Source organism: Thermodesulfobacterium sp. TA1 (genome assembly GCF_008630935.1).
GTDB lineage: Bacteria > Desulfobacterota > Thermodesulfobacteria > Thermodesulfobacteriales > Thermodesulfobacteriaceae > Thermodesulfobacterium.
On record NZ_CP043908.1, the window covers coordinates 577533 to 600687 of the forward strand.

At 37.5% G+C, this 23155-nt stretch carries 25 protein-coding genes and 1 tRNA gene; 15 read left to right on the forward strand and 11 right to left on the reverse strand.

Annotation, left to right across the window (positions count from 1 at the left end; genetic code table 11):
* The first annotated feature begins 12 nt into the window (after positions 1 to 12).
* Positions 13 to 2211, forward strand: coding sequence for a molybdopterin-dependent oxidoreductase (locus F1847_RS03060; protein WP_150071637.1), 2199 nt, complete (start codon positions 13 to 15; stop codon positions 2209 to 2211).
* Between the two features lie 26 nt (positions 2212 to 2237).
* On the opposite strand, the gene F1847_RS03065 is transcribed toward F1847_RS03060, so the two are convergent.
* Positions 2238 to 3437, reverse strand: a complete 1200-nt coding sequence (locus tag F1847_RS03065; RefSeq protein WP_150071129.1) for an IS110 family transposase — start codon at positions 3435 to 3437, stop codon at positions 2238 to 2240.
* Between F1847_RS03065 and F1847_RS03070 the strand changes: the two genes are divergently transcribed.
* The 8 genes from F1847_RS03070 (at position 3393) to F1847_RS03105 (ending at position 11428) form a co-directional block, all read left to right on the forward strand.
* Positions 3393 to 3650, forward strand: a complete 258-nt coding sequence (locus F1847_RS03070; RefSeq protein ID WP_150071130.1) for a hypothetical protein — start codon at positions 3393 to 3395, stop codon at positions 3648 to 3650. The genes F1847_RS03065 and F1847_RS03070 overlap by 45 nt on opposite strands.
* A 24-nt stretch (positions 3651 to 3674) precedes the next feature.
* Positions 3675 to 4232, forward strand: coding sequence for a 4Fe-4S dicluster domain-containing protein (locus F1847_RS03075; RefSeq protein ID WP_150071638.1), 558 nt, complete (start codon positions 3675 to 3677; stop codon positions 4230 to 4232).
* A gap of 2 nt (positions 4233 to 4234) precedes the next feature.
* Positions 4235 to 5218 carry an NrfD/PsrC family molybdoenzyme membrane anchor subunit gene (nrfD, locus tag F1847_RS03080; RefSeq protein WP_150071639.1) on the forward strand — a complete coding sequence of 328 codons (984 nt, stop codon included), beginning with the start codon at positions 4235 to 4237 and terminating at the stop codon, positions 5216 to 5218.
* 227 nt (positions 5219 to 5445) lie between these two features.
* Positions 5446 to 7518, forward strand: a complete 2073-nt coding sequence (locus F1847_RS03085) for a polyribonucleotide nucleotidyltransferase (protein WP_150071640.1) — start codon at positions 5446 to 5448, stop codon at positions 7516 to 7518.
* 31 nt (positions 7519 to 7549) lie between these two features.
* Complete coding sequence (locus F1847_RS03090; protein ID WP_150071641.1) at positions 7550 to 8392, forward strand: purine-nucleoside phosphorylase; 843 nt, start codon at positions 7550 to 7552, stop codon at positions 8390 to 8392.
* 3 nt (positions 8393 to 8395) lie between these two features.
* The gene (locus F1847_RS03095; protein ID WP_150071642.1) at positions 8396 to 9856 is read left to right on the forward strand and encodes an Rne/Rng family ribonuclease; all 1461 of its coding nucleotides are present in this window, start codon (positions 8396 to 8398) and stop codon (positions 9854 to 9856) included.
* Between the two features lie 7 nt (positions 9857 to 9863).
* Positions 9864 to 10424, forward strand: coding sequence for an HAD-IIIA family hydrolase (locus F1847_RS03100; protein ID WP_150071643.1), 561 nt, complete (start codon positions 9864 to 9866; stop codon positions 10422 to 10424).
* The gene (locus tag F1847_RS03105) at positions 10421 to 11428 is read left to right on the forward strand and encodes a glycosyltransferase family 9 protein (protein WP_150071644.1); all 1008 of its coding nucleotides are present in this window, start codon (positions 10421 to 10423) and stop codon (positions 11426 to 11428) included. The genes F1847_RS03100 and F1847_RS03105 overlap by 4 nt, the downstream gene beginning before the upstream one ends.
* Here F1847_RS03105 and F1847_RS03110 read toward each other — a convergent pair.
* Positions 11425 to 13158: an ABC transporter ATP-binding protein gene (locus F1847_RS03110; RefSeq protein WP_150071645.1), complete on the reverse strand. Its 1734-nt coding sequence runs from the start codon at positions 13156 to 13158 to the stop codon at positions 11425 to 11427. The genes F1847_RS03105 and F1847_RS03110 overlap by 4 nt on opposite strands.
* A gap of 24 nt (positions 13159 to 13182) precedes the next feature.
* Entirely contained in the window at positions 13183 to 14046 is an 864-nt protein-coding gene (locus tag F1847_RS03115) for a zinc metalloprotease HtpX (protein WP_150071646.1), read from the reverse strand.
* Positions 14047 to 14211: 165 nt separating this feature from the next.
* Between F1847_RS03115 and F1847_RS03120 the strand changes: the two genes are divergently transcribed.
* From F1847_RS03120 to F1847_RS03130, 3 genes are all read left to right on the forward strand, one after another.
* Complete coding sequence (locus F1847_RS03120) at positions 14212 to 14835, forward strand: DUF429 domain-containing protein (RefSeq protein WP_150071647.1); 624 nt, start codon at positions 14212 to 14214, stop codon at positions 14833 to 14835.
* Positions 14828 to 15577 carry an NAD-dependent deacylase gene (locus F1847_RS03125; protein WP_150071648.1) on the forward strand — a complete coding sequence of 250 codons (750 nt, stop codon included), beginning with the start codon at positions 14828 to 14830 and terminating at the stop codon, positions 15575 to 15577. The genes F1847_RS03120 and F1847_RS03125 overlap by 8 nt, the downstream gene beginning before the upstream one ends.
* 57 nt (positions 15578 to 15634) lie before the next feature.
* Positions 15635 to 15708: transfer RNA gene (locus F1847_RS03130), tRNA-Arg, on the forward strand.
* A gap of 90 nt (positions 15709 to 15798) precedes the next feature.
* On the opposite strand, the gene dtd is transcribed toward F1847_RS03130, so the two are convergent.
* The 8 genes from dtd to F1847_RS03170 form a co-directional block, all read right to left on the reverse strand.
* On the reverse strand, positions 15799 to 16257 hold the full coding sequence (dtd, locus tag F1847_RS03135) for a D-aminoacyl-tRNA deacylase (RefSeq protein ID WP_150071649.1): 459 nt from the start codon (positions 16255 to 16257) through the stop codon (positions 15799 to 15801).
* Complete coding sequence (locus F1847_RS03140; protein ID WP_150071650.1) at positions 16254 to 16826, reverse strand: 2-oxoacid:acceptor oxidoreductase family protein; 573 nt, start codon at positions 16824 to 16826, stop codon at positions 16254 to 16256. Before F1847_RS03140 ends, dtd begins: the two co-directional genes overlap by 4 nt.
* Before the next feature lie 12 nt (positions 16827 to 16838).
* The gene (locus F1847_RS03145; protein ID WP_150071651.1) at positions 16839 to 17597 is read right to left on the reverse strand and encodes a thiamine pyrophosphate-dependent enzyme; all 759 of its coding nucleotides are present in this window, start codon (positions 17595 to 17597) and stop codon (positions 16839 to 16841) included.
* Positions 17564 to 18649 (reverse strand): 3-methyl-2-oxobutanoate dehydrogenase subunit VorB, encoded by a 1086-nt coding sequence (vorB, locus tag F1847_RS03150; protein WP_150071652.1) that lies wholly within the window; start codon positions 18647 to 18649, stop codon positions 17564 to 17566. The genes F1847_RS03145 and vorB overlap by 34 nt, the downstream gene beginning before the upstream one ends.
* On the reverse strand, positions 18636 to 18854 hold the full coding sequence (locus tag F1847_RS03155) for a ferredoxin family protein (RefSeq protein ID WP_150072749.1): 219 nt from the start codon (positions 18852 to 18854) through the stop codon (positions 18636 to 18638). Before F1847_RS03155 ends, vorB begins: the two co-directional genes overlap by 14 nt.
* 69 nt (positions 18855 to 18923) lie before the next feature.
* Positions 18924 to 19877, reverse strand: coding sequence for an ACP S-malonyltransferase (fabD, locus tag F1847_RS03160; protein ID WP_150071653.1), 954 nt, complete (start codon positions 19875 to 19877; stop codon positions 18924 to 18926).
* The gene (locus F1847_RS03165; protein WP_150071654.1) at positions 19874 to 20305 is read right to left on the reverse strand and encodes a glycine cleavage system protein H; all 432 of its coding nucleotides are present in this window, start codon (positions 20303 to 20305) and stop codon (positions 19874 to 19876) included. Before F1847_RS03165 ends, fabD begins: the two co-directional genes overlap by 4 nt.
* A 64-nt stretch (positions 20306 to 20369) precedes the next feature.
* Positions 20370 to 20666, reverse strand: coding sequence for an EscU/YscU/HrcU family type III secretion system export apparatus switch protein (locus tag F1847_RS03170; protein ID WP_150071655.1), 297 nt, complete (start codon positions 20664 to 20666; stop codon positions 20370 to 20372).
* Positions 20667 to 20764: 98 nt separating this feature from the next.
* Between F1847_RS03170 and fbp the strand changes: the two genes are divergently transcribed.
* The 3 genes from fbp to F1847_RS03185 are packed head-to-tail and all read left to right on the forward strand — an operon-like array spanning position 20765 to position 23044.
* Entirely contained in the window at positions 20765 to 21904 is a 1140-nt protein-coding gene (fbp, locus tag F1847_RS03175) for a fructose-1,6-bisphosphate aldolase/phosphatase (RefSeq protein ID WP_150071656.1), read from the forward strand.
* On the forward strand, positions 21904 to 22629 hold the full coding sequence (locus F1847_RS03180) for a YkgJ family cysteine cluster protein (protein ID WP_150071657.1): 726 nt from the start codon (positions 21904 to 21906) through the stop codon (positions 22627 to 22629). Before fbp ends, F1847_RS03180 begins: the two co-directional genes overlap by 1 nt.
* A gap of 16 nt (positions 22630 to 22645) precedes the next feature.
* Positions 22646 to 23044: a biopolymer transporter ExbD gene (locus F1847_RS03185; RefSeq protein WP_150071658.1), complete on the forward strand. Its 399-nt coding sequence runs from the start codon at positions 22646 to 22648 to the stop codon at positions 23042 to 23044.
* Positions 23045 to 23155 lie beyond the last annotated feature (111 nt).

Below are 23155 nucleotides of genomic sequence, written 5' to 3' on the forward strand. Positions count from 1 at the left end.
AGGAGGTTAAGCATGGTTTGGTCGAGAAGGGATTTTTTGAAGATAGCGGTTGCGTCTACCGGGGTTGGGATAATAGGGGGTACACAGGTAGATAAGTTATTAGGTTTAGGTCGTAAGCCTGAAGATAAGCCGGTATATGTTCCCACGGTTTGTGAAATGTGTTTTTGGAGATGTGGGGTTATAGCTAAGGTAGTGAATGGAAAAGTGGTCAAGCTTGACGGACATCCTGAACATCCTCAATCAAGAGGAAAACTTTGCGCTAGAGGTCATGGAGGAATAGGTCTTCTTTATGACCCAGATAGACTTAAACATCCCTTGATAAGGGTAGGAGAAAGGGGAGAAGGAAAGTTTAAAAAAGCTTCATGGGATGAGGCTTTCAATTATGTAGCAGAAAAGATGTTAAAAATAAAGGAAACTTATGGGCCCGAAGCTATGGCTCTTTTTACTCATGGAACCATTTCCACTTATTTTGTACATCTTTTGTGGGCTTATGGGTCTCCTAATTTAGGTATGCCCTCTTATGCTCTTTGTAGAGGGGCAAGAGATATTGCTTTTAAGCTTACTTTTGGGTCTCCTGTAGGTAATCCTGAAAGGGTAGACTTAAAAAATAGCAAGGTTATCGTACTGATAGGTTTTCATATAGGAGAAAATGCACATAATTCTATGTGCCAAGAGTTTACAGAAGCCTTAGGAAATGGGGCTACGGTAATCGTGGTAGATCCAAGGTTTTCTACCGTAGCAAGTAAAGCCAAGTATTGGCTTCCGATAAAACCGGCTACTGATCTAGCTTTACTTTTGGCTTGGATAAACGTAATCATTAACGAAGGACTCTATGACAAAGAATATGTGGCTAAATATACCGTAGGGTTTGAAAAGTTAGCTGAAGCAGTAAAAGAGTATACTCCTCAGTGGGCTGAAAAAGAAACCGAAATTCCAGCTGGTTTGATAATAGAAACCGCAAGGATTATGGGGAAAAACAAACCCTCTGTAGTAATCCATCCTGGAAGACACACCGCTTGGTATGAAGACAATACCCAAAGGATAAGAGCTATAGCCATCCTTACAGCTCTTCTTGGAGCTTATGGAAGACCTGGTGGAATATACCTTCCTCCTAAAAATCCTTTAACTGGTTATGATCTCTCAGACTTTTGTGGAGTCCCTTACCCAGAGCATCAAAAACCAGAGATAAACAAAGGCCCTTATCCTTTTACCGAAGAAGAAGGTGTTATCCCTGAAATCATTAAAGCAACCTTAACCGAGAACCCTTATCCTATAAAAGGGTGGTTGATTACTGGAACCAATCTTATAAAGTCTACTCCGAACCAAAGAGATACTATAGAGGCCATCAAAAAGTTGGACCTTGTAGTAACCGTTGACATGATGCCTTTTGACCATGTACTTTATGCAGATGTGGTGCTTCCAGAATGTACTTATTTAGAAAGGTATGATGATATTTTTGAAGTGAAAGAAAGAAGCATAGGTTTAGCTTTAAGACAGCCGGTAGTCAATCCAATGTATGATACAAAACCAGGGTGGTGGATAGCCAAGGAATTGGGAATAAGGCTCGGTTTAAAGGACTATTTCCCTTATCAGGATTTTGAAGACTATCTTAAAGCGAAATGTCAAGTCCTTGGAATAAGTTTTGAAGAACTAAAACAGAAAGGTTACATAGAAATACCAGATACAGCTAATCCTTATCTTGATGGCACCTCTGAGGTTAAGTTTAAAACTCCATCTGGAAAAATAGAGCTTTATAGCAAGCAGTTGGAAGAGGCTGGTTTTCCTCCAATTCCCCAATATACCAAACATGAAGAACCGCCTCAGGGTTACTTTAGGCTCCTTTATGGGAGGGTACCTGTGCATACCTTTTCCAGAACCACCAACAACCCATCTTTGTGGGAGCTCATGAAAGAAAATGCTGCTTGGGTAAACGCTAAGGTAGCCAAAAAACTTGGATTAAAGAACGGAGATTATGTGGTGCTGGTTAATCAGGATGGTGTAAAAAGCAATAGGGTAAAAATAAAGGTTACCGAAAGGATTAGGCCGGATTGTGTGTATGTTCCTCACGGATTTGGTAGTTTTTCTCCTATGTTAAAAAGGGCATATTTAAACGGGGCAGACGACCAACAGTTGATTACCAGATATGCGGTAGACCCGGTTTCTGGTAGTGTAGGTATGAGAGTAAATTTTGTTAAGATAGAGAAAGCTTAAAGGAGTCAACTATCAGAAAATAGGAATTAAACATGAGAGACCTCCAGAACAGGGAACTTAGAAAAAGCAGGATTAAAGAAAGTTTTTTTTCTACAAATTGCATAGATAACTCTTATAAGTTTGTTTACAACTGCTATCATAGCTTTCTTATAACTGCCAAAGTTTTTCTTCTTACGTATAAAATAGGATCTGAAGTAAAAATTCCATTTTACTACACCTACCGCCATCTGGAAAAGAACATTTCTGAGAAAGCTCGACCCTTGCTTAGATATGCTCATCTTAGCTTTATACTTACCAGATTGTTTTGTTACTGGGTCTGTGCCCGCAAACTTTATGAGCTTTTTGGCATTAGAAAATCTTTTTACGTCTCTGATTTCAGCCAAAAAGAGACTTGCAAGTTTAGAGGAAATACCTTTTATAGAGGAAATGAGCTTAATTTGTTCTTGCTGGTCTTCATCCATTTTCTCTACAAGCATCTCTTCAAGCTTTTTTATTCTTGGCTCAAGGAAAAAGAGTTTTTCGATGTAGATGATAAGAGTTTGAGAGAGATAAGGATTGTCAACCCCGATAGAGTTTTTAGCAAGGTTTATGACTTCATCGGGAGAAAAGGAAGGGGTTTTACCTTTAGGAACAGAGGATTTAATAATTTCGGAAATTTCATTTGGTTTAGCTTTTTTAAGGGTTTTAGCAGAGGGGAATTTAAGGAGTATGTTAAGGAAGGAGTGGGAGTAAATATTAAAGTGCTTTTCAGCTTCTGGGAAAAGAACAGTGAGGGCGTATTTGATTTGAGTTTTAGCTTCAGCAAGTTCATGTTTAAGTTTTTGGATAAGACGAGAAGCACTACGGAGTTCAGAGTTTTCAGGATAGGATTTAAGGAATTCAGGGTTATTAAGAGCGAAGAGTGCAAGGATTTTGGCATCTTTTGTGTCGTATTTAGAGGGGTTGTTAGCGGAGATAAATTCAAAGAATCTGTGGACGATTTTAGGGTTAAGGATGAAGGTTTGGATATCTTTTTCAACGAGGAAGCAGTAAAGGGGGATGTGGAACCTACCAGAGGATTCCATAACAACGATAGGGTCAGAGAGGGTTTTGAGAAGGTTAAAGAAATCAGAGAAGCCTTGAAGAGACATAGAGAGTTTGCCGGAGGAGAGGGTTTTAGCTTCATGGTTAAGGATGCAGAAGTGGAAGTTATCTTTAGAAATGTCAACACCGATGTAATGGGTCATGATGCTACCTCCTTTTTAAGATTTTTGTCCCTCACACCATCCTCCCGAGTAGCTGGGGCTTTGGTAGCCCAACCAACTTATCGGGTGTTGAGGGACAGAGGGACATACTCCTTAAGAGGCTCAAAGGCCTACCAAAAATGGAGTCCCTGTCCCTCTCTAACTTATAAGCTTTTGTTTTATTATACAAAACAAAATGTGTTAAACAAACCTTAACATAAAAATTGCAGGAGGAAAAAAATGCCAAGATACGTTATGGTAATAGATGTAGAAAAATGTATAGGTTGTATGGCTTGTGTAATTGCTTGTAAAAAAGAAAATGGAGTAGCAGATGGTTATTTTAGGACAAGGGTGGTAGAAGAGGCTCGGGGAGAGTTTCCCTACCTTAGGATGGAGCTTAGGTCAGAACTTTGTAATCATTGTGAAATTGCTCCTTGTATAGATGCTTGCCCTACCAGGGCGTCTCATAGAGCAAAAGATGGAACCGTACAGATAGACCACAAAAAATGTATAGGTTGTAAGGCTTGTATTTTGGCATGTCCTTATGATGCAAGATATATTCGTCCTGATGGGACCGCAGATAAATGCACTTTTTGTCAACACAGGATAAAAGAAGGGAAAAAGCCTGCCTGTGTAGAAACCTGCTTGGGAAAATCAAGAATTTTTGGAGACTTAGACGATCCAGAAAGTGATGTGGCTAAACTTTTGAAAAGATATGAAGCAGCCGTAAGGCTTGAATGGGCAGGGACTAAGCCCAGGGTTTTTTACATCAACAAAAAATTCCCAGGGGGGTTTTAACCATGTTAGAGATAACCATAACCGGGACCAACTCTATAACCTTCCCTCACTTTGAAGTTTGGGATTGGAGAATAGTATTATATTTATTTTTAGGAGGGTTGGCTGCAGGCACTTTAGTTATGTGTTCTATTGCTAACCTTAGACACAGTAAAACGGTGGAAGAGCTGGCAAAATGTGTAAGGGCTCCTTTGATTTCTTTTGTGATGCTTGCTGTTGGTGCTCTTTTTATTATCCTTGAGATTAAGGCTCCTTGGCATCTTTATTGGGGTTATTTGACTTTTCAACCACTTTCTCTTATGTCCTGGGGTACTTGGGGAGTACCTTTAGTTCTTTTTTTTAATGCTTTATATATTCTTGCTGTGATACCGGAAGAACAAAAGCATTATCTGAAGTTTGAATTTTTGAAACGGTTTTCAGATAGACTAAAGCCTAAAATGAGGCTTATCGCCAAGATAAACTTTGTATCCGGTATCTTTTTAGCTATTTATACCGGTATTCTTTTAGCATCCTTTTTGGCGGTTCCTTTGTGGAACAACGCAACCCTTCCTATTTTGTTTTTGGTTTCTGCCCTTTCAGCAGGAGCAGCTTTGATAGTCATCATAGCTCGAGATGTAGAAATCAAGTATCTTTTTACTAAGATAGACGTTTGGCTCATTGTAATAGAGCTATTACTTATCCCTCTTTATTTTTATGGATTGTATGTTTCTTCAGCACCTTATAAGAGGGCTTTAGAACCTTTCTTTTCTTTTAAAGGAGAATATTTTATTTATACCTTGGCATTGATTTTAATCTTTTTGTTTTTACCTCTTGCTTTACGTATGAAAATCGGAGAAATTACTGAGTTTGAGGAACATGGATTTCCTCATCAATTTACCAGAGGACAGATTTTGAGGATGAATATAGCCGCAATCTTAGTGATTGCAGGAACATTAATCCTTAGAGGGGCTATAGTGTATGCAGGACAGGTGATAAAATTAAGTATATAAAAAATAAAAACTTGTTTTATACCCCAAGGGTTATTGTCTTTATAGACAAGTGAGACAAGGGACTTCGTTTGTGAGTAAGAAAAGGTGGAGTCTTCCGCCCTTATAGCCCTGGGGATAAAGTTTTTTTAACAACCAAATTAAGTTTTTTAGAGATATTCAAAACATTCTTGCATTTTTTGTGTTATAATCTAAACTTACTAATCAAAAAAATTAAAGGGGAGTAATGTATGGAAAAAGTGGAAGTAGATATCGGTTCAGGTGATCCTATTATTATAGAAACTGGTGAATACGCCAAGTTTGCTGACGGCTCAGTATTAGTAAAACAAGGAGATACCGCAGTTTTAGTAACAGCGGTTATGGGACAGTCTTTGGTTGAAGGAGTAGATTTTACTCCCCTTTCAGTAGATTATAGAGAACAAGCTTCTGCCTGGGGGAAAATACCTGGAGGTTTTATTAAAAGAGAAGGAAAGCCTACCGATAGAGAGATTTTGGTTTCTAGGGTGATAGACAGGTCGGTAAGACCTCTTTTTCCAGAAGGTTTTTTTTATGATGTAGTGATTACAGCTTTGACCCTTTCTGCTGATGAAAAATACGACCCAGATGTGCTGGCCATCACAGGAGCTTCAGCTGCTTTAGTTCTTTCTCAAGCACCTTTTGAAGGACCTATAGCAGGGATTAGGGTAGTTAGGATAAACGGAGAATTTGTTTTAAACCCAACCTATGAGCAAAGGCAACAGGCTGATTTAGAGCTGATCGTTTCTTGCTCTGAAGATGCCATTGTGATGGTAGAAGGTGGTGGAAAAGAAGTTCCGGAAGAGGTTGTGCTTGATGCGCTTTATTTAGTATTAGATAGAGTTAAACCTCTGATAGAAGCTCAGAAAACTCTTAGAGAAAAGTTAGGTAAACCTAAAGTGAGTATAGAGTATTCTACTGATTGGTTTAGTCTGGTTGAAGCTTTAGAAAATTTTGCAAGACTAAGAGTAGTTGAAGCCTTGAGTCTTGAAGACAAGCTTCAAAGAAAAAGCGTTTTAAATCAAATTTTTGAGGAGTTTATAAGTTCTTATGAAAATCTAGTTAGCTCAAAAGCACTGTTAGGGTATCAATATAAAAAGTTGATTAGCAAAGTAATGAGAGAAAAACTTTTTAAAGAAGGAAGAAGGATTGATGGAAGAACTCTTGATGAGATAAGACCTATAACTATTAAGGTTCATCCCTTTGAAAGGCCTCATGGTAGTGCAGTTTTTACAAGAGGACAAACTCAGGTTTTTGCAAGCGTTACTTTAGGTTCAAGAGAACAAGCTCAATTGGTAGAAAGTATTTATGAAGGAGAGATTTTTAAGAGGTTTATGCTGCATTATAATTTTCCTCCCTTTTGCACTGGAGAAGCAAGGACTTGGGGACCTCCGAGAAGAAGGGAGATAGGACATGGTGCTTTAGCAGAAAGGGCTTTAGAACCTCTTATTCCTGCTGAAGAGGTCTTTCCTTATATTATAAGGGTGGTTGCTAATGTTTTTGAATCAAACGGTTCTTCTTCTATGGCAACGGTTTGTGCTGGTTCTTTGGCACTGTTTGATGCAGGTGTCCCTATTCCAAAGCATGTAGCAGGGATTGCGATGGGACTTATTTTAGAAGAGGGTAAATCGTTGGTGATCACCGATATTTTAGGAGAAGAAGACCAACTTGGAGACATGGATTTTAAAGTTGCTGGTACCAGAGATGGTGTTACCAGTATTCAGATGGACATTAAGATAAAAGGACTTACTAAAGAAATTTTAGCAGAAGCGCTTTTAAAGGCTAAAAAGGCTAGGGATTTTATTTTAGATAAAATGTATGAAGCTATACCTGAACCGAGAAAGACTCTTTCTCCGTATGCTCCAAAAATTGAGATTATTACCGTTCCTGAAGAAAAAATCCATCTTATCATAGGTCCAGGTGGAAAAACGGTTAAAGAGATCAAAGAAAAAACCAACACTACTGTTTGGGTGTTAGAAGGAGGAAAGGTTAGTATCACCGGGCAAACCCAAGAAGAAGTAGACCTTGCTAAAAAAATGATAGAAGCTTTGGTTTCAGAAGTGGAAATAGGAAAGGTTTATGAAGGTAAAATAACAAGGGTAGAACCTTATGGACTTTTTATTGAGGTGTTGCCAGGAAAAATAGGTCTACTACATGTTTCTAAAATGGTTAATCCTCCTAAGGACCTAAGGAGTGTTTACAGTATAGGGGAAGTGGTTAGGGTTAAGGTAATAGAGATAGACGACCTTGGGAGGCCTAAGTTTACGGATAGACTTGAGAATGAATAAAATTAAAAATTAATCAGCTTGAATTGCAAAAATGAATGAAAGAGAAGGCAAAAGTTATTTAGAAAAAGTAAAAGAGACTTTTGAGTATTTTAAAAAAGTAGCCCCTTTTAAACCAGATATTATAATTACCTTAGGGACTGGTCTTGCTTCATTAGGAGACCGAATAAACAAAGTAGCGGTATTTCCTTATCGAGAATTGCCTAATTTTCCTTTTTCTACGGTTGAAACCCACAAAGGAGAGCTTTGTTTTGGTATTTTGGAAGGCAAAAAGGTTGTTGTTTTACAGGGAAGGTTCCATTTTTATGAGGGCTATTCAGCTAAAGAGATAACCTTTCCTTTAAGGGTTTTAAGCCTATTTAAGCCTAAGATATATCTTGTTTCTAATGCTGCAGGAGGTCTAAACTTAACCTTTAAATCAGGAGACTTAATGCTTATAAAAGACCATATAAATCTTATTCCTGATAACCCTCTTAGGGGACCCAATTATGAGGGATGGGGTCCACGATTCCCTGATTTGTCCTGTGCCTATGACCCGGAGCTAAGGGAGATTTTTAAAAAGGTAGCTTTAACCTTAGGAGAAGAGATAAAAGAAGGGGTTTATGTAGCGGTGCCTGGCCCAAGTCTTGAAACTCCTGCTGAAACGAGGTTTTTGAGATTAATAGGTGCAGATGCTGTAGGGATGTCTACAGTGCCAGAAGTAATAGTAGCGGTTCATGCAGGATTAAAAGTTTTAGGTGTTTCTGTGATTTCAAACGTAAACGACCCAGATAACTTTAAACCTATTCTTTTTTCTGAAGTGGTAGAACAGTCTAAAAAAGCAGAAAAACGCTTAGAAAAACTCATACGAGAGTTTTTAAAGGAGCTTAAGTTATAAGTCATGGCAAAACTGCTTATTAATTATACTCCCTTTGAGACAAGGGTAGGGTTGGTAGAAAACGGACAGTTGGTTGAATTTTATGTAGAAAGACCATCAGAAAAAAGTTTAGTAGGTAACATTTATAAAGGTAGAGTAGTAAGAGTAGTACCAGGGATTAATTCAGCCTTTCTTGACCTTGGACTTGCACGCACCGCTTTTTTGTTTGGTGATGACATCATGCCTTCTTCAGAAATAGAATGGGAAAAAGATGCAGTTTTTACTACAAACCTTCATGAAATTTTAAAGGAAGGACAAGAAATCTTAGTCCAGGTAATTAAAGAACCCCTTGGCAATAAAGGAGCAAGAGTTTCTACTAACTTAACATTACCTGGACATTATTTGGTCTACCTTCCTTACATGCATAGAATAGGAATTTCAAGGAAAATAAAGGATGAAAAGGAAAGGGTTAGGTTAAAAGAGATTTTAGAAAGGATAAAACCACCTAATACAGGTTGGATTATAAGAACGGCTGCGGTAGGTGCTACCGAAGAAGAGCTTAAAACTGAGATGGATTTTTTGTTTTGTCTTTGGGGTGAAATCAAAGAAAAAGCAGAAAAATTCAAAGCTCCGGCTTTGGTATACGAAGAATTAAACATCGCCTTAAGGGCAATAAGAGACCTTTTTACCAAAGATATCTCTGAGATAATCGTAGATGATAAAGAGTTTTTTAACGAGATTAAAAATTTTTTAGAGCGCTATTTTCCTAATTTAGCCTTTTATGTAACCCTTTATCAAGGAAAAGAAGACATTTTTTCTGCTTACGGTATACAGATTGATATAAAGAAGATACTCTCTCGAAAGGTCTGGCTTAAATCAGGAGGGTTTATCGTAATCGAGCCCTGTGAAGCTTTTACTGCCATAGATGTTAATACAGGAAGGTATACCGGGACTAAAGAGTTAGAAGAAACGGTTTATAAGATTAATTTAGAAGCTGCAGAAGAAATTGCCTACCAACTTAGGCTAAGAAACATCGGAGGTCTTATCATCATAGATTTTATAGACATGGACAATCCTGAACATCAAGAGTTAGTCGTTCAAACTTTAAAAGAGGCGTTAAAAAAGGATAAAGCTAAAAACAGCTTTCTTCCCATTTCTCCCTTTGGGATTTTACAGATGACCCGCGAGAGAAAAAGGGATTCTCTTTATAAAATATTTTTAGAAAGTTGTCCTTATTGCCATGGTGAAGGTACGATTAAAAGTAAAAAGACGGTTTATTATGAAATTTTAAGAAGACTTATCAAAATGGCACCCCATATAAAAAACAAAAAAATAGAGATAGAAATCCATCCTGAGCTTTCTGAAGTCATAGGAGAAGAGATCCATTATCTTGAGGATTTAGAAAAAAAATACGGTTTTAGCACTATCTTAAAACCAAACAAAGAATTTTTAATCTACGAATATAAATTTCATATTTTAACCTAAGGTCCTTATGGAAAAAAAAACAGCTGTATTTTTAGATAGAGACGGCACGATCAATGAAGAGATGGGTTATATAAACGACCTTTCAAGGGTCCGTCTTTTGCCTGGAGTTGCTGAAGGGTTAAAACTTCTACAAGATAAAGGGTTTAAACTGATAGTGATCACTAACCAGAGTGGACCAGCAAGAGGTTATTTCCCAGAAAGTTTAGTTTTTGAAACGAACAAGTTAATCCAAAAGAGGCTTGCTAAAAAAGGAGTTAAATTAGATGATTTTTTAGTCTGTTTTCACGGACCAAACGAGGGATGTGATTGTAGGAAGCCGAACCCTGGTCTGGTTTTAAAAGCTTTAGAAAAACATCTGATAGACCTTACTAAATCTTATTTTATCGGAGATAAAATCGTAGACATCGAAACAGGAAAAAGGTTGGGATTAAAGACTATACTTGTGTTAACCGGATATGGAAAAGGTGAACTAAAGTATGTAGCCCCTAAAAAGGGAATTTATCCAGATTGGATAGCTAAAAACCTAAAAGAAGCAGCAGAAATTATTCTTAAAGATTTCACCGAATGAAAATCTTGTTGATAAAACTTTCAGCCTTAGGCGATGTAATCCAGACCCTTCCCAGTTTGACCTTAATCAAAGAGAATTATCCTCAAAGTATTGTCGACTGGGTGGTTGACGAAAGAAACGCTGAGGTTTTAACAGGACATCCTTATCTAAGAAAGGTAGTTATTTTTTCTAAAGAGATTTTTAAAAATCCGGCTAAATTTGTTTCCTTTATCAGGCGGTTAAGAGAACAAAAATATGACTTAGCTATAGACTATCAAGGACTGTTTAAAAGTGGAATGGTTATAGGTCTTGCTAAGGCTAAGTTGAAAGTAGGTTTTGAAAATCATCGAGAATTAAGTCCCCTTTTTTATAATGTAAGGCTAACTGCTTATGACCCGGAAATTCATGCAGTTAGACGTTATTTAAACTTGACCTTTCAAGCGGTTCGTTTGCTAGACCCAGATTTTTCCTCTGATATAGAGACCATCCCAGAGGTAGTTTGGCCCAGCTTATCTCCTCCTCAAAACCTTATTGAAAAACCTTATATAGTTTTTATCCCCTCAGCCAGATGGGAAACTAAGTGGTGGATTTTTGACTATTGGGAAAGGTTAATAGAACTTACCTTAAGCACTTATCCTGGGCTTAGGATTTATATTACAGGAGGACCTAAGGAAGAAACCCTTAAAAATTGGGCCAAGATGATAGAAAATAAAGGAGAGGCGGTTAAATCATTGGTAGGCACTTTAAGTCTAAAGGAACTTGTTAGGCTTATTAAAGAAAGTCAGCTTGTCGTCACCGTAGACACAGGTCCTATGCATCTTGCCTCAGCCTTAAAAATCCCTACGGTTGCCCTTTTTGGTCCTACTTCTCCTTTGAGAACCGGTCCCTGGGGAGGAAGGTTTAAGGTTTTAAAAAGTCCTTTAGACTGTAGTCCATGTTTTAAAAAGAAATGTCGTCATTGGGATTGTATGAAGGCTATTTTACCTGAACAGGTGTTTCAGACTATGAAAGAGTTTTTAGGTTAGACGCACCTTTGAAAGGTTTGATAGAGGTTCCTGTAAAGAGGAGAAATATCAAGCAGTTTTTGATGGGTACCTTGAGAGACGATTTCACCTTTATCAAACACAAATATAAGGTCTGCCTTGGTAACCGTTGAGAGTCTATGGGCTATGACGATGATGGTGTGAGAACCTTTAAGTCGGTCTAATGCCTCTTGAATTGCCTCTTCAGTGATGGAATCAAGCTGGCTGGTAGCTTCGTCTAAAATAATAATCGGAGGTTTTTTGAGGAAAACCCTAGCAAGGGCTATCCTTTGTTTCTGACCTCCAGAAAGGTTAAAACCTTCTTCTCCTAACACTGTATCATAACCATAAGGGAGGTCCAAGATAAAATCGTGAGCCTTAGCTAATTTACAGGCCTCTATGATTTCTTCTTCTGAAGCCTCAGGTTTGGCCATAAGAAGGTTTTCTTTTATACTAAGATTAAACAAAAAGGGCTCTTGGAGAACCATTCCAAAAAGATTTCTTAGACTCTTTAATTCAAATTCTTTAAGATTGTATCCGTCTAACAGAATTTCTCCTTTTTGAGGGTCAAAAAAACGGGGGAGAAGGGAAGCTAAGGTGGTTTTTCCAGAACCACTGGGTCCAACAAAAGTAATAATCTTATTAGCAGGTAAAAAGAGGTTGACGTTTTTTAAGACCCAATCATGGGCTGAGAAATATCGAAAATAAACCTCTTTAAAGGTAAACCCTTGTCTGGGGGAAAAGGCTTTAAGATTTCCTCCTGACTCAACCGGAAGGTTAAGCACCTCTTCTATCCTTATCCAAGCTCCTTGGGCTTCTTTGAGATAGGTATAAGACCTGGAAAGTTTTCTTATAGGATTGAAGATAAGAAGGATAGCGGTTAATACTGAGAGAAAACTTCCTGGACTCATAGCACCGTTTATGGTAAGGAAGCCCCCATATCCTATAATAATAGCCCCTCCTATTCCTGTAACTATGTCTACTAAACTTTTGGACCCTTCTCTATATTTGGTAATTTTAAGGCTCCAACGGTAAAATCGATTAAGCTCTTTGGCAAACAGGTCTACTACTTTTTCAGGAGAGGGACTAAGTTTAATCTCTTTAATCCCTTGTAGGAGTTCTTGCATTTTGTGGGTTAGCTCTCCGGTTGAGGCTTGAGCAAGTTTTCTTGCCTTTCTGGTTTTAGTACCTAAGGCCTTACTGCCAAAGATAATTACAGGAAAAGTAATAAAAGCTAACAAAGTCAGGTCCCATCGTTGATATAAAGCAACAGCTATTAGCACTATCACAGAAAAAGAACTTTGAAAAATTGTGGTTAAAGCTTCTCCTAAAATAGGTTCTATTTGGGCGGTATCGTTTATTACTTTTGATACCGCCTGTCCATGACTTTGCCCAGCAATTTTTTCTACAGGTAGACATAGAAATTTTTGGAATAGTTTTAATCTAAGATTGTTTATAACCCCAGCCGAAACTGATTTCATAAAATAAGCTTGAAGTAAAGAAGTAATACCCATTAAGCTAAAGACTACCACCATTAATAGAGGAACAAAGATAAAGTATTCGTAGTGTTTTTCCACAAAAACAAAGTTAAAGATGGGTTTAATCGCCCAGGTGCTGGCTCCAGTAATAAGGGAACTAATGACCGCAAAAAAAAGTCCAAGGAAAAATGTTTTCCAAAATGGTTTGATTAGAGAGAAAATTTTTCTTAAAAAAAAATAAAGTTCTGAAGGCAAGAAAACCTCTACAAGAAAAACGTATTATCTTATTTCTTTAGATAGTTGCATAAGCCTTGCAACTCTTTCTTCTATAGGTGGGTGGGTAGAAAGAAGTTTAAAAAGAGTTTTTCCAGAAAGGGGATTTACGATAAACATTTGAGCTTTTGCAGGATTTACATCCATAGGATAAGCTCTATTCCAGTTTTCAAGTTTTTCTAAAGCACGAGCCAAGGCTAAAGGATTCTTAATGATTTTAGCCCCGGTTTCATCAGCCAAAAATTCTCTACTTCTGCTTATAGCTAACTGAATAAGAGTAGCAGCTATAGGGATAACTATGATAGCCACCAAGGTGACCACAAGTGCAAGAGGATTATTTCTGTCCTCTTCGTCTCTACTAAGACCTCCAAACATCATCGCCCATTGAGCCATATGAGCTAAATAAGTTATAGCACCTACCAATACCGCCGCGATAGTAGAAATCAGTATATCCCTGTTTTTAATATGGGCTATTTCATGGGCTATAACCCCTTTAAGCTCTTCAGGAGAAAGAAGCTTTCTAATTCCTGCGGTAATTGCTACTACTCCGTTTTGGGGATTTCTTCCGGTTGCAAAGGCATTAGGTGTTTCCACAGGTATCATGTAGACCTTAGGTTTAGGAATTTCAGCCCTTCTTGCTACTTCTTCAACCATCGCGTGAAGCTCGGGGTCCTCATGCTTTTCCACAGGCACAGCCCCACTGGTAGCTAAAACGATTTTGTCAGAAAAGAAATAGGCTATAAAATTCATCAAACCCGCCATAACGAGGGCTATAGTCATCCCAGTTTGTCCACCTATCAGCTTTCCAACAAAAATAAAAAGAACTGTAAGAATAGCAAGGAACAAAAAAGTCTTTATAAAATTTACCATAAACTTCCCTCCGACAATCTGTAGTTAGTTTGTAATTGATTTTTATTGATTTTAAGTAAAAAATATAAACAAAAAAAACTTGGATGTCAAGTACTTTGTGGGGATAAAAGGATTACTAAAGGGTATGGTTGATAGGCTAAAATAAATTTAAGTAAAGGAGTAAAAATGTTTTTCCAAATAAACTTAGAAGAGTTTTTAGGGATAGACCTTGCTGGTTCTCCTAAAAGGCCTACTGGGTTAGCTTACATTAAGGATGGTGTTTTAATAACTCAATTAGTTTATGAAGATGAGCCTCTTTTAGAAAAGGCGGTTCAGTTTAGGTATATCTATATAGATGCCCCCTTAAGCTTACCTTACGGTAGGTCCCACATAGAACAAAAGACCGATCAACATTTTAGAGAATGTGATCTAAAGCTTAAAGAATTAAAGATTAAATTTTTTCCTATTACCCTTGGCGGAATGAGAAAGCTTACCCTGAGAGGTATGAAGATTAAAGATTTTTTAATTTCAAAAAACAGAGAGGTTTACGAAGTGTTTCCAGGGGCTTTTTATGATGTTTATCAAATCAAGAGAAAGGATAAACAAGCTATTTTAGGTTTTTTTAAAGAATTTTTAAACTGTTTGGGGATATCTTTAGAAGAAAAACCTTATACTCAAGATGAGCTCGACGGTATAGCCTGTTTATTAACAGGAATTTTACAAAAATCCGGGTTGGCGTTAGAATTAACAGGTAGAGATGGTTGTATTATCATCCCTAAGCCTTTAAAAAGGAGTAAAAACAATGGATAAAATTAAGCAAGATTTAATGAAAGAGGTAGCGGATCTTATAAAACAAGGAGGGGTGGTTGCCTTTACAGGAGCTGGTATTTCAGTAGAAAGTGGAATACCTCCTTTTAGAGGGGCAAAAGGCTTATGGAGTAAATATAATCCTGAAGAATATGCCTATATAGAAACTTTTTTAAGAAATCCTGAAAAGGTATGGATTATGCTAAGAGAAATGTATCGGTGTTTTAGCGAAGCTAAGCCTAACCTCGCGCATTTAGTGCTTGCAGAATTTGAAACCAAAGGCTATCTTGAGGCAGTTATTACTCAAAATATAGATAGCCTTCATCAAAAGGCTGGTAGTAAAAAAGTGATAGAACTTCATGGAAGTGGGGATAGATTGGTTTGTCTTGATTGTGAAAAAGAGTATCCATTTATAGAAGAATACCTTAAGTTAACACCTTATCCTAAATGCAAAAGATGTAATAAACCATTAAAACCTGCCATAGTGTTTTTTGGAGAGCCTCTTCCAGAAAAAGCCTTAAGTCAAGCTTTTGAGCTTGTAAAAAGCTGTAAAGTACTTATAGTAATCGGGACTTCTGGGGTAGTCTATCCTGCTGCTTACCTTCCTTATGAAGCTAAACGCTCTGGGGCCAAAATAATAGAAATTAACCCTGAGGAAAGTGCCTATACTAACAGCATTACCGACTATTTTTTCAAAGAAAAGGCAGGTGAGTTTTTTAAAAATTTAAGTTTTTTTTATAATTAAGGGTAGGTTGCATTAACCTAAAAAACTGTTATATTTTAAACAAGCTGTAAGGAAAAAGCGCCCGTAGCTCAATCGGATAGAGCATTGGACTACGAATCCAAAGGCTGCAGGTTCGAGTCCTGCCGGGCGCGTTTTTATTTTAAGATAAGAATTATAAAAATTTTTGCATCATTAAAGATTTGCTAAACTAACTTGTCTCTTTTAAAAATTTACTAAAGGTTTTAACCCTCTTTAGAGGGTTTAGTTTTTTCTAAAACAATGGTTACGGGGCCATCGTTAACAAGAAAAATCTCCATATGAGCCCCAAAAATTCCTTCTTTTACCATCAACCCTTTTTGTCTGATTTTTTCTGCTAACAGTCTTAAAGTAGCCTCTGCCTTAGTTGGCTCTTCTGCTAAATGAAAAGAAGGGCGGGTTCCTTTTTTAAGATGACCACATACCGTAAAGTTTGAAATCAACAAAATTTCACCGTTTAAATCCTTTAAGCTTAGGTTAAATTTTCCTTGTTGGTCTGGAAAAATTCTTAAGTTAATGACCTTGTCAGCCATCCAATCAACGATTTTCTCATCGTCTCCTTTTTCTACACAAGCTAAAACCAAAAGACCTTGGTTTATCTGAGAAACAATTTTTCCTTCTACAGAAACAGAGGCCTCTTTAACTCGTTGAATAACAGCTTTCATCGATTTTGATAGTGTTCTTCGATATACTTAGCCCCAAGCTCAAAGGCTTTCAGGTTAGGTTCTATAAGATGAGCTTTCCCTTCCCCTAACATGTATTTTATAGCTTCTTTAAAGTTTTCTCGAGAAAAAACCTTAGATATCTGATAAAAGGCACCTAAAGCACAAATGTTGGCTAAAATCGGAGAACCTAAACTTTCAGCTAAAGAATTTACTGGCACAAAATAGAGTTTATACTTTTGTTGTAAAATCGCTAAATTGTCTATTTCTTCAGGTTTTACTAAATCTGAGTTGATGATAGCTTTACCTTTATTTTTAAGCCTTGGTATAAATTTAAGAAAAGATGGAAGATTAAGTATGATTGAAAACGAAGGATTAAGCACCAAAGGAGAGGCTATAGGAGAATCAGAGATGATCACCGTGCAGTTGCAAGTTCCTCCTCTCATTTCAGGTCCATAAACAGGTAAATAGGTTACATGATAATCAGCCAGCATAGCAGCTTGGGCTACTAAGTTTCCTGCAAAAAGGACTCCTTGTCCTCCAAAACCTGCCACGATAAGTTCTAACCTCAAGGTCTTCTCCCCTTATTTTTGATTTTTTAAAAAAGAAGTTACATTATCTTTAAAAACACCTAAAGGAAAGTATTCAACTACCTTGTCTACTTGTTTAACCGCAGACACAGGGTCCATCTTCCAGTTGATAGGACAGGTAGAAAGAATTTCTACAAAACCAAACCCTAAATCGTGTATTTGGGCTAAAAAGGCGTTTTTGATGGCTTTTTTAGTCTCAACTATCCTTTTAGGGGTGTTCATGGCTACTCTAGCTGAATAGGCAACCCCTTCAAGATTGGCCAAAATTTCTGCAACCTTAGGAGGGTAGCCAAAAATTTCTGGGTCTCTTCCTGTGGGGGTAGTAGTGGTTTTTTGTCCTGGAAGGGTAGTAGGGGAGGCCTGCCCCCCTGTCATTCCATATATGTTATTGTTAATCATAATAGCGGTAATTTTTTCTCCTCTTGCAGCTGCTTGAAAACTTTCGTTAAAACCTATGGCAGCAAAGTCCCCATCTCCTTGATAGGTAAAAACTATTAAATCAGGTCTTGCCCTTTTAGCACCGGTAGCTGCAGCGCAAGCCCTTCCATGAGGGGCTTCGGTCATGTCTACGTCTATGTAGAAATAGAGAAAAACCGAGCATCCGATAGAAGAAATAGCTAAACTTTTATCTTGGATACCCAGCTCATCTATAACCTCACAAACCAACCTATGGGCTATTCCATGATGGCATCCAGGACAATAGTGAAAAGGGGTCTTTTTTAAGCTTTTAGGGACTTCGAAGGGCTTAGGCATTTTTTAATCTCCTTTTTTAGGTCTTCTGGAAAAGGGACTACGCTTGGAGGATAAGCTAAAGAAATTACCTCGGCTTTACCTTCAACCGCCAATTTTACATCCTCAACCATCTGTCCACAGTTTTGTTCAGGGACTAAAATCTTTATCGATTTTTTAGTTTGGCTAACGATTTCTTTTAAAGGAGCTTCTGGAAAAGGATATAAAGTAATAGGTCTAAAATATCCTACCTGATAACCTTTGTTTTGAAGGTCTGTGATAGCCTCCTTGGCTATCCTTGCCATAGAACCAAAGGCTACAACCAATACATCAACATCCTTATCCACATCTACTTCATATCTTATTTCTTTTTTCATCAAGCGATATTTTTTCATAAGCTTAAGGTTGTGTTGTCTAAGCTCTTCAGCATCTAAAAATAAACTTCTAAAAAACCTACTTTCTCTACCTTTAGCTCCGGTTAAAGCCCAAGTTTCTATAGGATATTTTTTGATGTTTAATTTTTTTAGAACAATAGGTTCTTTCATCTGTCCTAAAATTGCGTCAGAAAGCACCATTACCGGATTTCTATATTTTTCTGCAAGCTCAAAGGCTTTAGCGGTTAGTTCATAAGCCTCTTGAGCATTAGACGGGGCTAACACCAAAAATCTAAAATCTCCATGACCAGAGCCTTTGGTAGCTTGAAAATAATCGCCTTGAGAGGTTTCAATCCCCCCTAAACCAGGGCCACCTCTCATCACATTAACCACTACTGCTGGTAATTCAAGGGCAGCTAAGTAAGAAAAGGTTTCACACATAAGCGAAATCCCAGGGCTTGAAGAACTGGTCATAGCTCTCGTCCCGGTAGCACAAGCACCAAGCACCATGTTGATGGCTGCAAGCTCGCTTTCTGCCTGCAAAAATACCCCACCCCTCTTAGGAAGTTCTCTTGACATAAATTCTGGAATGTCGTTTTGTGGGGTGATAGGATATCCAAAATAGCATTTACAATCGGCTTCTAAAGCACCTAAAGCGATAGCCTCAACGCCTTTGACTAAAATCTTTTTATCTTTTTTCATCTTGATCCTCTCTAGTAAAAACTATATCAGGACATACAAGATAGCAAACTCCACACATAGTGCAAGCTTCAGGGTTTTTAGCATAAACTACTTTATAACCCTGAAGGTTTCGTTTTTCAGAAAAGTCTAAAACCTGTTTTGGACAAAAATGAATACATAATCCACAAGCCTTACATCTGTTTTCATCTATCTTTATCTTAAAAATTTTACTACCTCCTTAACAAAATTTATTGAGGGTTTTGGCCTACTTTTATTTTTAAATAATCTATTAATTTTATCTTACCAAATTTATTTGTAAAGTCTTTTCTAAGTTTGATAAAGTTTCTAAATTTTCTAAGTTAAAACAGTGAAAAGGTTGGTTTTCTAAAGTTTGGGTGATGAGATTACATAATACCTTTTTAGGACCAAGTTCCACGAAAGTCCTCCCCCCATTTTGGTACATACACTGAACACAGTCAGTCCACCTTACAGAAGAGGTCATTTGAGACTTCATAAGGGTTTTAAGCCTTTCAGCTTCGGTTTCAATCTTACCGGAGACATTACTTACTACAGGTATTTTAGGGTCCTCCCAAGAAAGATTTTCTAAGAAGGGAGCAAGTTTTTCTTCTGCTTCTTTCATAAAAGGACTGTGAAATCCAGCGCTTACCTTCAGTTTTACAGCCTTCCCTCCTAAGGCTTTAACTTTTTGGGCTACTTCTTCTATGGCTTTAAGTTCACCGCTTATGACTAATTGCTTAGGGGAGTTAAAATTAGCCACCACTACCAAGCCTTCGACTTGATTTATGAGGTTTTCGACTTCGTTTTTTTCTAATCCGATGATAGCATACATTCCAGAAGGGGTTTTACCACCTGCTTCTTGCATAACCTTTCCTCTAAGCTTAACGGCTAAAAGAACCTCTTCAAGTGATAAAACCTCAGCCGCAAAAAGGGCACTGTATTCTCCCAGACTATGACCGGCTACAAAAGAAATTTTACTTTTATCACCCTTTAAAACCTCGTTCACAAATACAGCAAAGCAACCGAGGTTAATCACTGTTAGACATACTTGCAGGTTTTCTGTTTGGGTAAGCTCCTCCATCGGTCCTTCAAAACATAATTTTCTAACCGGGATACCTGTAATCTTTTCGCTTTTTATAAAAAGGTCTGTTACATAAGAAAAATGGTCATAAAATTCTTTTCCCATACCTATATACTGAGAACCTTGTCCAGGAAATATACAGGCAATCATTCTTCTTCTTCCTCCAAAAACTTTTCTGTACCTGCTTCTTCTAAGTCTTCGAGACGTAGTTCATAATCTTCCGGAGGTAAAAGCTCTTCGAGTTCACCTGGATTGACCATTTCCACCTCGATAAGCCAACCTTCATCCAATGGGTCTTCGTTGAGGATTTCTATGTCCTCTAAAACCTTCTCGTTAACTTTAACCACTTTACCAGAAACAGGCATCAAAAGGTCGAAAACCTGTTCTATGGTTTCAATACTTCCGAAGATTTCGTCTTTCTCAAACTCTTCTTCCTCTTCAGGAAGGTCTATGTCTATGATTTCCATATTTTTAAGACTAAAATATTCAGTAATACCTATTCGTACCAACTTTTTTTTCTTCTTTTTCACCCATAGATGCCCTTCCGTATAGAGGCGATCTTCAGGAACCTTAAACATAAAAAACCTCCGTACGAATGTGTTAAAAGAGTGTTATAACGAATTTTTTAAAATTGACAAGACTTTATTTAAGAAAATTTTTGATAAATTTATCTTTTAATTTCTGATTAAGATTGTAAGCCCAAGCTAATATAGCAGCTACTGTTTTATAAAGTTCAGGAGGAATAGGTTTTTCTATCTCAAGTTTATACAGTTCTTGGACCAATTTGGAATCTTTTTTTATAGGAATATTATTGTTTTTAGCTATTTCAAGAATAAGTTCTGCAAGGTAACCTTTTCCTTTAGCTACTACTTTTGGCGCTTCTTCTTCTGGCTCATACTTAATAGCTACTGCGGTTTTTTGTTTGTTTAGGTCTTTCATTTTAAGGTTTACTTTTTTATAAGTGTGTGCTATAATTCATTCCAAAAGTATTTTTTATTTATTTTCGGTAAAATTTAAAATTTGTAAAGGAGGGTATTATGAAACTTACATTATCGGTGATAAAGGCAGACATAGGAGGTTTTGTAGGTCATTCTTCAGTCCATAAAGATGTGCTTGCTAAGGTAAGAGAAGTAGCCGAGGAAGGGAAAGATAGAGGAATAATAAGGGACCTCTCAGTTTTAGTTTGTGGGGATGATATAGCCTTGGTTATGACCCATACTAAAGGGGTTGATTCTTCTGACGTGCATGAACTTGCTTGGAATGCCTTTAAAGAAGGGACAGAGGTTGCCAAAAAATTAAAGATGTATGGGGCAGGGCAGGATCTTCTTAGCGATGCCTTTTCAGGAAACGTTAAAGGGATGGGTCCAGGGGTAGCAGAGATGGAGTTTGTGGAGAGGAAAAGTGAACCTGTCATCGTCTTTTTTGCAGATAAAACCTCTCCCAGTGCTTGGAACCTTCCTCTTTATGAAATGTTTGCTGATCCGATGAATACCGCAGGGTTGGTAATAGATCCTTCTATGCACGAAGGTTTTATTTTTGATGTAATGGATGCTTATACCGGTATGGGGATTCAACTTAAAACCCCTGAAGAGCTTTATGACCTTTTAGTTTTTATAGGTGCTACCAGTCGATATGTAGTTAGGGCGGTTTATAGAAAGTCTGACGGAGAGATAGCTGCTGCTGCCTCCACTCAAAAGCTTTCTTTTATGGCAGGAAGGTATGTAGGAAAAGACGACCCGGTCCTTATTGTGAGAGCTCAAAGCGGTTTCCCAGCGGTAGGAGAAATCTTAGAGCCCTTTGCCAGGCCTTGGCTGGTAGAAGGATGGATGAGAGGGTCTCACACAGGTCCTCTTATGCCGGTTTCTTTTAAAAATGCTAAACCTACCAGGTTTGATGGTCCTCCCCGTGTAATAGCTGCTGGTTATCAGATAGCAGATGGTTATCTGGTCGGTCCATCAGATCTTTTCGATGACCCAGCATTTGATAAAGCCAGGGAAGAATGTAATAAGATGGCTGACATTTTAAGACGTCAAGGGATTTTCGAACTTCATAGACTTCCTCCTGAAGAAATGGAATACACCACCCTTCCTAAGGTGCTCGAAAAGTTAAAAGATAGGTTTAAATTGGTAGAAACAGGAAAACCTAAATTTTCTTCTGAAGGAGAGATCGCCGAATAATGCATCAGTTTATCTTTGACCCCAAAGATTTTTCTCGGGAAGACCAAATAAAGTTTAACTGCTATAAAGGTATTGTTTGTTTTAACCGCTGTTGTTATGACGTAAAATTAGTGCTTACACCCTATGATTTTCTTAGATTAAGAAGGGCTTTAAACCTTTCAGTAGAAGAGTTTGTAGAAAAGTTTGGAGAAGCCTATATAGGTGAGGTCACTCAACTTCCGGTGATTTCTATCAACATGGACCCATATTCTATGGCCTGTCCTTTCTTAGACGAAAAAGAGGGATGTAAGGTCTATCAGGACAGGCCTTCTTCTTGCAGGCTTTATCCTTTAGCAAGGTATATATCCCAAAATGAAAATGGAGAAAAACAGGAAATTTTTAAAATCATAAGAGAGACCCATTGTAAAGGTCATTATGAAGAAAGAAGTATTAAGATTATAGACTATCTTAAAGAACAAGGCCTTGAAGAATATTTATACTATAATGACTTGTGGGGAGAGGTGGTCTCAAAAAGACAAAAATTTTTAGATACTCCCTTAACCGCCGATTTGCTTGAGTGGATTTTTTTGTTTTCTTACAACCTACCCGAGTTAAAAGAGATGATTAGAAGGGGAGAGGTAGCAGGGTTTTCTAAAGAGGACCTTGAACTTTCAGAGGAAAAGCTTTTAGAAAAAGGGATAGTTTATATTCGTGATGTGCTTCTTTCTGAAGAAAACCTATGGTAAATTACTGTTTTAGTGTATGAAAATTGGCAAAGACTTACAGGCTGATATAAACATCATCCCTCTGGTCGATGTAGTATTGGTTATTCTTATCATTTTTATGATAACCGCTCCTCTTCTTACCTCTGGTATTGAGGTCGAACTTCCTAAGACTAAGGATTTTCCTATAACTCAAAAAGAAACCCAACCTGTTAAAATTACAGTTACTAAAGAAGGAAATATTAAACTTTATGGAGAGGAAATAAGCTTAGAAGTGTTATCCCGATGGGCTGAAGAAGCCAGAAAAAAGGATCTGGCTAAAGAGATTCAAATAGAGGCTGATAAAGATTGCCCTTACGGAGTGGTGGCTAAGGTGCTTTCTGAGTTAAAAAAAGCAGGTTTTTCTGAGTTAGGTTTGTTAACCCAATCTGAACACTAAAAACATGGTTAGTAAGTCTGACTTATCTTGTTACTTTTTTTCTTTATTGCTTAATTTTTGTTTTTTGTTTTTGCTTTTTTCTAACCTCCGTTTTTTATCCGATAAGTCCGA